General features: G+C 65.2%; 3 protein-coding genes and 1 pseudogene. All 4 read left to right on the top strand.

Translation table 11 applies throughout. The annotated features are described in order from the left end of the window. On the top strand, nucleotides 1-2,028 hold a 2,028-nt coding region (gcvP, locus tag AHiyo1_RS08100), incomplete at its 5' end, for an aminomethyl-transferring glycine dehydrogenase (RefSeq protein WP_059388214.1). A gap of 13 nt (nucleotides 2,029-2,041) precedes the next feature. Then, entirely contained in the window at nucleotides 2,042-3,175 is a 1,134-nt protein-coding gene (gcvT, locus tag AHiyo1_RS08095) for a glycine cleavage system aminomethyltransferase GcvT (protein ID WP_059388213.1), read from the top strand. Nucleotides 3,176-3,688: 513 nt separating this feature from the next. Beyond that, nucleotides 3,689-4,072, top strand: a complete 384-nt coding sequence (gcvH, locus tag AHiyo1_RS08090) for a glycine cleavage system protein GcvH (RefSeq protein ID WP_059388212.1) — start codon at nucleotides 3,689-3,691, stop codon at nucleotides 4,070-4,072. Next, a pseudogene (locus AHiyo1_RS08085) lies at nucleotides 4,069-4,725 on the top strand (serine hydroxymethyltransferase); the annotation flags it as partial. The gene gcvH and the pseudogene AHiyo1_RS08085, both read left to right, overlap by 4 nt.

The following is a 4,725-nucleotide window of genomic DNA, read 5'->3' as shown; positions in this document are numbered from 1 at the left end:
CACGCCGCGTACATGGCGGTCCAGAAGGGCCTCGAGCGTTCCATGCCGGGCCGCTTGGTGGGCGTTTCCAAGGACGACGCCGGCACTCCCGCCTACCGCCTGGCGCTGCAGACCCGTGAGCAGCACATCCGCCGCGAGAAGGCGACGTCCAACATCTGCACCGCGCAGGCACTGTTGGCCATCGTGTCCTCGATGTACGCCGTCTACCACGGCCCCGACGGCCTGAAGGCGATTGCCGAGACCGCCCACAACCACGCCCGCACCCTGGCAGCGTCCCTCAAGGCCGCGGGCCTTGAGGTCCTGCACGGCAGCTTCTTCGACACCGTCACCGTCCGGGTCCCGGGCAAGGCTGCCGAGATCGTTGCAGCCGCCGAGGCCAAGGGCATAAACCTGCGCGGCATCGACGCCGACACTGTTGGTGTCTCCGTTGACGAGACCACTACGAAGGAAATTGTCGGCGGCGTCCTTGATGCTTTTGGTGTCGTCGCGGTGTTTGGTGCTGAGCTACTTGAGTCCGGTGAGGGTTTCGCGCTGGAGGCCGCCGTCGAGCGTTCTTCGGACTTCCTGCAGCACCCGGTGTTCAACACGCACCGATCCGAGACCCAGCTGCTGCGCTACATCCGCAAGCTGTCGGACCGTGACCTGGCGCTGGACCGCACCATGATCCCGCTGGGTTCGTGCACCATGAAGCTGAACGCCACCGCCGAGATGGAAGCCATCTCCTGGCCGGAATTCGCCTCGATCCACCCCTTCGCCCCGGATTCCCAGACCGATGGCTGGCGCGAACTGATCGAAGATCTGGAAGCTGACCTGACGGAGATCACCGGTTACGACCAGGTCTCCATCCAGCCCAACGCCGGTTCCCAGGGCGAGCTCGCGGGCCTGCTGGCCATCCGCGGCTACCACCACTCCCGCGGGGACCTGCAGCGCAACGTCTGCCTCATCCCGGCTTCGGCACACGGCACCAACGCAGCCTCGGCGGTGCTGGCCGGCATGAAAGTGGTCGTGGTGGCCACGGCTGCCGATGGCACGATCGACCACGCGGACCTGCAGGCCAAGATCGACGCTAACAAGGATGTCCTTTCGGCCATCATGATCACCTACCCGTCCACGCACGGAGTGTACGACGCCGACGTCCGCGAAATCTGCGACTCGGTGCACGCGGCCGGCGGCCAGGTGTACGTTGACGGCGCGAACCTGAACGCCCTGGTTGGCCTGGCCCAGCCGGGCAAATTCGGCGGCGACGTCTCCCACCTGAACCTGCACAAGACCTTCTGCATCCCGCACGGCGGCGGCGGACCCGGCGTCGGCCCGGTCGCGGCCAAGGCACACCTCGCACCCTTCATGCCGGGCGATGCCAACAAGGCAGCGCATGAGGACGGTCATGGCGTTGCGATTTCCGCTTCGCGTTACGGCTCCGCGGGTGTGTTGCCGATTTCCTGGGCCTACGTGAAGCTCATGGGCGGCGAAGGCCTCACCGAGGCCACGAAGTCCGCGCTGCTCGCTGCGAACTACATCGCCTCGCGCCTGAACGAGTACTTCCCGGTCCTCTACACCGGTGAAGGCGGACTCGTGGCCCACGAGTGCATCCTTGACCTGCGCGAACTGACGGCCAAGACCGGCGTCACCGCCGAGGATGTTGCCAAGCGCCTCATCGACTACGGTTTCCACGCTCCCACCCTGGCGTTCCCGGTCGCGGGCACCCTGATGGTGGAGCCCACCGAATCCGAGGACCTCGGGGAGATCGACCGCTTCATCGAAGCCATGATCACCATCCGCAAGGAAATCGACCAGGTTGCCCACGGCGACTTCACGGTGGAGAACAGCCCGCTGCGCCACGCACCGCACACCGCGGCCGCCGTCGTCTCCTCGGACTGGAACCGTGAGTACTCCCGCGAGCAGGCCGTCTTCCCGGTCCACCACCTCAAGCAGGACAAGTACTTCCCGCCCGTCGGCCGCATCGACGGCGCCGCAGGCGACCGCAACCTGGTCTGCTCCTGCCCGCCGATCGAAGCCTTCGAGAACTAAAGGACTCCTCACGATGACTGAGAACTACACTGCGCTCTACGAAGAGCACAAGAAGCTCGGCGCTTCCTTCACCGATTTCGGTGGCTGGCAGATGCCCCTGAAATACTCCTCCGAACTGGCCGAACACCACGCAGTACGTAACGCCGCCGGCTTGTTCGACCTTTCCCACATGGGCGAAGTCTGGGTCACCGGTCCGGAAGCCGCGGCTTTCCTGGACTACGCCTTGGTGGGCAAGATCTCCGCCATGTCGGTTGGCAAGGCCAAGTACTCGCTGATCTGCCAGGAAGACGGCGGCATCATCGACGACCTCATCACGTACCGCCGCGGCGATGCCAAGTTCCTGGTGGTTCCGAACGCCGGCAACGCCAAGGTTGTCGCCGAGGCGCTGGCGCAGCGGGCAGCCAACTTCGACGTCGTCGTCGAGGACGCCTCCGCGGCAACCTCGCTGATCGCCGTCCAGGGTCCCAAAGCGGAGGCAATCCTCCTCCGCTTGGTCCCGGCCGAACAGCACTCCCTCGTCACCGGGCTCAAGTACTACGCCGCCGTTGAGGTGCCCTTCACCTTTGCCGGGAACACCACGGATCTGCTGCTCGCCCGCACCGGTTACACGGGCGAGGACGGCTTCGAAATCTTCGTGGACAACGACGCCGCTGCCGCCCTGTGGCAAGCAATCGCGGACGTTGCCGAGGACGGCGAGCTGATCCCCGCCGGCCTGGCCTCACGCGACTCCCTGCGCCTCGAGGCGGGCATGCCGCTCTACGGCAACGAGCTCTCCCGCGAAGGCAACCCCTTCTCGGCAGGCCTGGGCCCTGTTGTCTCGCTCGCCAAGGAAAGCGACTTCGTAGGCCGCGCTGCCCTGGAAGCCCTGAAGGCTGAGGGCGCCGGTTCCACCAGCGGCCGCAAGCTGGTTGGCCTCAAGGGCTTGGGCCGCCGCGCCGGCCGCAGCCATTACCCGGTCCTCAAGGACGGCGCAGTTGTCGGCGAAGTCACCTCCGGCCAGCCCAGCCCCACCCTCGGCTACCCCGTAGCGTTGGCCTATGTCGACGTCGAACACGCCGAACCGGGCACGGCCCTGGACGTGGACTTGCGCGGCAAGTCCGAGCCGTTTGAGGTTGTCGCCTTGCCGTTCTATAAGCGGGTTAAGTAAGCCGTCTCGCCTTAGGCCCGTCGGGTCCGACATCCTCTGCGGGCTCGGTCGCGAAAGACGCCCGCTGAGCGGACGTGACGCTCCCTTAGACGCCCGCTGCCGGATGCCGGTCCCGATGGGGCCGTCCTCGTCACCTTTGGTTATCGAACTGATGGGTGGTTATCGAACAGAAGGGCGAACGGTATGGACCTCGGCTCACCCTTGGTGCCTCTGTTGCGAACCTGCACCTGTCGCGTTCGATCGCCCTAGGTTTTTGGAAGGTGGGCTACCTCCCGCAGGTTGGCCCACTGGAACTGAATCGGCCTACTGGAACCACGGGTCACCTACTAATCCCGAAAGGGCCAGCGTTCTTTTCCGGAACTGTTGGCCCCGAAAACTGAACTGGCGGACGGCGGGTGACGGGATTCCGGCAGCGTGCGTCTAAGCGAGGAACGAGCGAGCACGCCGAGGAATTCCGTCACCCGCCACCCAACCCGACCACAATTAGATTTAGACCAACGCAAAGGAAAAAACATGGCAAAAGTTGCACCTGAACTCCAGTACTCCGACGAGCACGAGTGGGTTGCCCGCGAAGCCGGCAACCTTGTGTCTGTCGGCATTTCCGCCGTGGCCACCGACGCCCTCGGCGACATTGTGTACGTTGACTTGCCCGAGGTCGGTGCCGCTGTGACTGCGGGGGAGACCTGCGGCGAGGTTGAGTCCACCAAGTCCGTCTCGGACCTGTACTCCCCGGTGACGGGCGAGGTCACGGAAGTGAACTCCGCCGTCGTCGACGATCCCGCACTGATCAACAACGATCCGTATGGTGCGGGGTGGCTCTTCAAGGTGGCCGCCGAGTCCGACGGTCCGCTGCTTTCCGCGGAGGAATACGCTTCCAAGAACGGTGGCGAGCTGTGAGCGCCGCAACCGGGGCCGCAGGTACCGATAACACCCTGTTCGAGCAGGTAGTTTCGCCGTCCCTGGACACCGTGTTGTCCGAGCTGGATCCGGAGATCGCGGCGAAGATCGACGATGAGCTGAACCGTCAGCGTTCGGGCCTGGAAATGATCGCGTCCGAGAACCACACCGCCGTGGCTGTCATGCAGGCGCAGGGCTCGGTCCTGACCAACAAGTATGCCGAGGGCTACCCGGGCAAGCGCTACTACGGTGGCTGCGAGCACGTGGACGTCATCGAGCAGCTTGCGATCGACCGCGTGAAGGCCCTCTTCGGCGCAGAGTACGCGAACGTGCAGCCGCACTCCGGTGCCCAGGCCAACGCCTCGGTGATGCACGCCCTCATCAAGCCGGGCGACACCATCATGGGCCTGAACCTGGCCCATGGCGGGCACCTGACGCACGGCATGCGGATCAACTTCTCCGGCCGCCTGTACAACGTGATCCCGTACCAGGTCCGCGAAGAGGACCACCGGATCGACATGGCCGAGGTGGAGCGCCTGGCGCTCGAGCACAAGCCGGCGTTGATCGTGGCCGGCTGGTCCGCCTATGCCCGCCAGCTGGACTTCGCCGAGTTCCGCCGCATCGCGGACCTGGTGGCGCCTACCTCATGGTGG

This window comes from Arthrobacter sp. Hiyo1, assembly GCF_001263615.2.
Taxonomy (GTDB): domain Bacteria; phylum Actinomycetota; class Actinomycetes; order Actinomycetales; family Micrococcaceae; genus Arthrobacter.
Note: the sequence above shows the minus strand (reverse complement) of the source record. Positions and strands in the feature narration are given on the sequence as shown.

Bases quoted from the DNA above. Each gene is read 5' to 3' on its own strand.
- gcvH (WP_059388212.1), top strand. From the start codon at position 3,689: ATGGCAAAAGTTGCACCTGAACTCCAGTACTCCGACGAGCACGAGTGG.
- gcvT (WP_059388213.1), top strand. From the start codon at position 2,042: ATGACTGAGAACTACACTGCGCTCTACGAAGAGCACAAGAAGCTCGGC.